Annotated in this window: 3 protein-coding genes; all 3 read left to right on the forward strand. The window is 70.9% G+C overall.

All coding sequences use genetic code 11. The features are described 5' to 3' along the window. On the forward strand, positions 1-3,405 hold a 3,405-nt coding region (locus ACQKIP_RS40160), incomplete at its 5' end, for an AMP-binding protein (RefSeq protein WP_427745302.1). A gap of 13 nt (positions 3,406-3,418) precedes the next feature. Further along, positions 3,419-4,027, forward strand: coding sequence for a serine O-acetyltransferase EpsC (gene epsC / locus ACQKIP_RS40165; protein ID WP_365853753.1), 609 nt, complete (start codon positions 3,419-3,421; stop codon positions 4,025-4,027). Positions 4,028-4,110: 83 nt separating this feature from the next. Then, the coding region (locus tag ACQKIP_RS40170) for an ATP-grasp domain-containing protein (RefSeq protein ID WP_427745303.1) at positions 4,111-4,738 on the forward strand (628 nt) is incomplete at its 3' end.

Raw genomic sequence — 4,738 nt, forward strand, 5'->3', positions numbered from 1 at the left:
GTGGTGATGAGCGAGCCGGGCGTCTACGCCGACCCCGGCGGGCTCATCGACCTGGTCCTGGCGCATGGCGTGACCACCCTCCAGGGGGTGCCGACCCTGCTGCAGGCGCTGGCCGACACCGGACGGCTGGCCGACTGCACCTCGCTCACCCAGGTCTTCAGCGGCGGCGAGGCGCTCACCAAGAACCTGTCCGTCGAGCTGCTGGACGCGCTGCCGGACTGCGAACTGATCAACCTGTACGGGCCGAGCGAGTGCACCATCAACGCCTCGTCCCACCGCGTGGACCGCGCCACCGTCCAGGACGGACCCGACCACATCTCCATCGGCCGGCCGGTGCGCGGCATGAGCTTTCACATCCTGGACAGCGCCCGCCGGCCGGTCGCGCCGGGCGAGTCCGGCGAACTGTACATAGCCGGGCCGCAGTTGGCCCGCGGCTATCTCAACAACGCGGAACTGACCGCCGAACGGTTCGTCACCCAGCCCTTCACCGGTGAGGCCCGCTCCACCCGCCTCTACCGCACCGGCGACCTGGCCCGCCGCAACGACGACGGCACCGTACAGTTCCTCGGCCGCACCGACAGCCAGGTCAAACTGCGCGGCTTCCGCGTCGAGCTGGACGAGATCAAGGTGTCCGTCGAGAAGCACGACTGGGTCAAGTCCGCCGTCGTCCTGGTACGCGACGACGCCCGGACCGGCGCCAACCTCGTCGCCTTCGTCGAACTCGACCCGGCCCGGGCCGCACTGATGGACCAGGGCAACCACGGCGCCCACCACCAGTCCAAGCAGAGCAGGCTCCAGCTCAAGGCGCAGCTGGGCAATCTGGGCACCCGCGACGACGAGGGCCTCGGCGTCGTCGAGCTGCCCGGCCGGACGCCCGGTGCCGGGCAGCGGCGCACGGTCTTCGCCCGCAAGACCTACCGGTTCTACGAAGGCGGCCCGGTCAGCCGGGACGACCTGCTGGCCCTGCTCGCCCGGCCGGCCCGGCAAGGCGCCGCGCCGCGCGATCCCGCCACCCTGGGCCTGGACGAACTCGGCTCCCTGCTGCGTTACTTCGGCCAGTTCCCCAGCGGCGAGCGGCTGCTGCCCAAGTACGGCTACGCCTCACCCGGCTCGCTGTATGCCACCCAGCTCTACCTTCAACTGTCCGGCATCGCCGGGCTGGATGCGGGCCACTACTACTACCACCCGGTCAGCCACCGGCTCACGCTGATCAGCCGCGCTCCCGCTGGACCGCCCGGGCTGCGCGTCCACTTCGTCGGGCGCCGCTCGGCCATCGAGCCGGTCTACCAGAACAACATCCAGGAAGTGCTGCGGTTCGAAGCGGGCCACATGGTCGGCCTGTTCGACCACGTACTGCCCCGGTACGGGCTGCGCGTGGGCGCCCGCGCGGACGAGCCCGGCATCAAGGACGTCCTGCGCTGCCCGGAGGAGGACTACTACCTGGGCACCTACGAGGTGCGGTCGGCCGCCGCCCCGGCCGCGCCCGGCCCGGTCGAGCTGTACGTGCAGGCCCATCCGGGCCAGATCGCCGATCTGCCGGAAGGCCAGTACCGCTACCGCGACGGGGATCTGGAGCGGGTGTCCGACGACCTGATCCGCAAGCAGGACGTCATCGCCATCAACCAGGAGGTCTACACACGCGCCAGCTTCGGCATCAGCATGATCGGCAGTGCGAGCGGGCCGTGGCAGCGCTATACGGACCTGGGCCGGGAGCTGCAGCGCCTGCAGCTCAACGACGTGGGTCTGGGGCTGATGTCCTCCGGCTACAGCTCGGAGACGGGCAACCCGCTGGCCTCGGCCCGGCGCATCACCGCTCTTCTGGGCTCGGGCCCCGATACGCCGGCCGGCCCGGGCACGGCCTCCTACTTCGCCGTGGGCGGCCGGGTCAGCGCGGAGCAGCAGCTCAGCGAGGGCATGAAGGAGGACTCCGTGCACATGCGGGGTCCGGCCGAGATCGTCAAGGACAACCTCGCCGAGTCGCTGCCGCCGTACATGGTGCCCAACCGGGTCACCGTCCTTGACTCCTTCCCGCTCACACCCAACGGGAAGATCGACCACCAGGCGCTGCGGGAGCTGGACCAGGCCGCCGTCGACGACGCCGACGCGCCCATCGTTGCGCCGCGTACCCCCACCGAGGAGGCCATCGCCGCGCTGTGGCGCACGGTGCTGCGCCAGGAGCGGGTCTCGATCCGGGACAACTTCTTCGCCGTCGGCGGCCATTCGCTCAGCGCGGTCAACCTGGTCGGCCGGATCAACCGGGAGCTGGGCAGTGCGCTGCCGCTGCAGGTCCTGTTCGACGCGCCGACCGTCGCCGGACTTGCCCGGCTGGTGGACCGTGCGCCCGCCACCACGCTCTCCCGCCTGGTGCGGCTGCGCGGCGCGGACGGCGGGCGGCCCGTCTTCTGCTGGCCGGGCCTGGGCGGCTATCCCATGAGCCTGCGCCTCCTTGCCGGCCGTCTCGGTCTTGACCGCCCCTTCCTGGGCGTGCAGGCCTACGGCATCAACCCGGGCGAGCGCGCCTATGCGACGTTCGAGGAGATGGTCGCCAGGGACATCGAGCTCATCCGGCAGGTCCAGCCCACCGGCCCCTACACGCTGTGGGGTTACTCCTTCGGGGCCCGGGTCGCCTTCGAGACGGCCCGGCAGCTGGAGCAGGCCGGGCAGACGGTCGACGAAGTGATCCTCCTGGCCCCCGGCAAACCGCCGGTGGAGGCCGGAGCGGAGACATCCGCCGCGGCGAAGGTCAGCTTCACCGACCCCGCCTTCGTCTCGATCCTCTACTCCGTGTTCGCCGCCAGTCTGGAGCCGGCGGCCGTGGCCGCGTGCCTGGCATCGACGCACGACGAGGACTCCTTCGTCGCCTGCATCTGCGAGAAGTTCGAGCATCTGGAACGCGACCTGGTGCGCCGGATCGTCGGCGTGGTGCGTCAGACGTTCCTGTTCGAGTACGCCCCCGACGACCTGGCCGGGCCCGGCGGGCACCGGCTCACCGCCCCGGTGAGCGTGCTGCGGGCCGCGGGCGACCAGCCCTCCTTCATCGACCAGAGCCACGCTCTGTCCGCCGCGCCTCCCCGGATCAGCCAACTGCGCTCCGGTCACTACGCATTGCTGCGCGAGAACGGGGTGGACGAACTCGTCGCCGCCGTCCGGGCCGCACGACTCCACAGGAAGGTCATCCCAGTGCCGCACGTCAACATCAAGCACTTCCCGAACAACCTCGAGGAGACCCAGATATCGGCCCTGGTGGACGCGATCACCAGGGCGGTCGGGACCGCCTTCTCCGTCGACGAAGGCGTCGTCTCCATCGCGCTCGAACCCGTGGCACAGGACGTGTGGAACGAACGGGTCTACATCCCGGAGATCGTCGAAGACCCCGGACATCTCGTCAAGAGTCCCGACTACTGAGGCGGAGGACCCCATGCGCAATGTGATCACCCGGGTGCGGGAGGACCTCGCCATGATCGTCACGCGGGACCCGTCGATCCGCACCGGTGCCGAGGCGCTGCTGCACCCCGCACTGCCGGCCCTGTGGGCCCACCGCACCGCGCACGTCCTCTTCCGGCGCGGCCACCGGCAACTCGCCCGGATCCTGGCCTACCTGGCGCGCGCGGTGACCGGCGGCATCGAGATCCATCCCGGTGCCCGCCTGGGCCGGCGCGTGTTCATCGACCACGGGGCCGCCGTGGTCATCGGGGAGACCGCCGAGATCGGCGACGACGTCACGATCTTCCACCAGGTCACGCTCGGCGCGGTCGGCTGGTGGCGCGACGAACGCCGGGAGCCCGGCGCCAGGCGCCACCCCGTCGTCGGCGACCGGGTGGTGCTCGGCACCAACGCGATCGTGCTCGGTCCCGTCACCGTCGGCGACGACGCCCTGGTCGGCGCCGGCTCACTGGTCCTGGGCGATGTGCCGCCGCGGGCCCGGGTGTCCGCTCCCGCGGCCGGTGTCGTCGTACCCCTGTCGGCCGCCGAACGCGCGCAGTCCGAGCAGCTGCTGCGCACCCTGGCCACCTCCGGGTGCTGGTGAGCACCCGCTCCCCTGCCCGCAGTTCGCCTCTGCACCGATCCATCACAGCCCGGCCGCAGGCCGGCATCACAACGGAGACACAGATGATTCACGTCGGAGTCCTGGAGAGCAATCTCTCCGGATCCGGTTTCGAGGGCCTGCAGATCATCAAGGAACTCGACTGCCGCGTCACCTTCTTCACCCGCGACCTGGACCGCTACCTCGCCGTACCGGGCGGCCCGGAGTACTTCGAGCGGTACGTCGACGACATCGTGCACTGCGAGACGAACCTCTACGAGGAACTCCTGCCGCACGTCGAGAGGGCCGGGGCCGAGCAGCCCTTCGACGCCTTCCTCACCCTGGCCGAGTACGACGTGGTCGTGGCCGCCGAGATCGCCGTCCACCTGGGGCTGCCCACCGTCAGCGTCGACGGCGTGGCCACCGCCCGCAATAAGGCGCTGATGCGCCGGCGCTGCGCCGAACTGGGCGTGCCCATACCGGCGTTCCGCACGGTGGGCACGCCCGCCGAGGCCGCCAAGGCCGCGGCGGAGATCGGTCTGCCCTGTGTGGTCAAGCCCGCCGACGAGACCAGCAGCGCGGACGTCCGCCTGGTGGACACCGCCGAGCAGGCCGGCGAGCACGTCGCCCTGATCCAGTCCCGCGCCGAGAACACCCGCGGCCAGGCCCGCTACCACGAGCTGATGGTCGAGGAGTATCTCAGCGGCCCCGAGG

The organism is Streptomyces sp. NPDC059900, assembly GCF_050270335.1.
GTDB lineage: Bacteria > Actinomycetota > Actinomycetes > Streptomycetales > Streptomycetaceae > Streptomyces.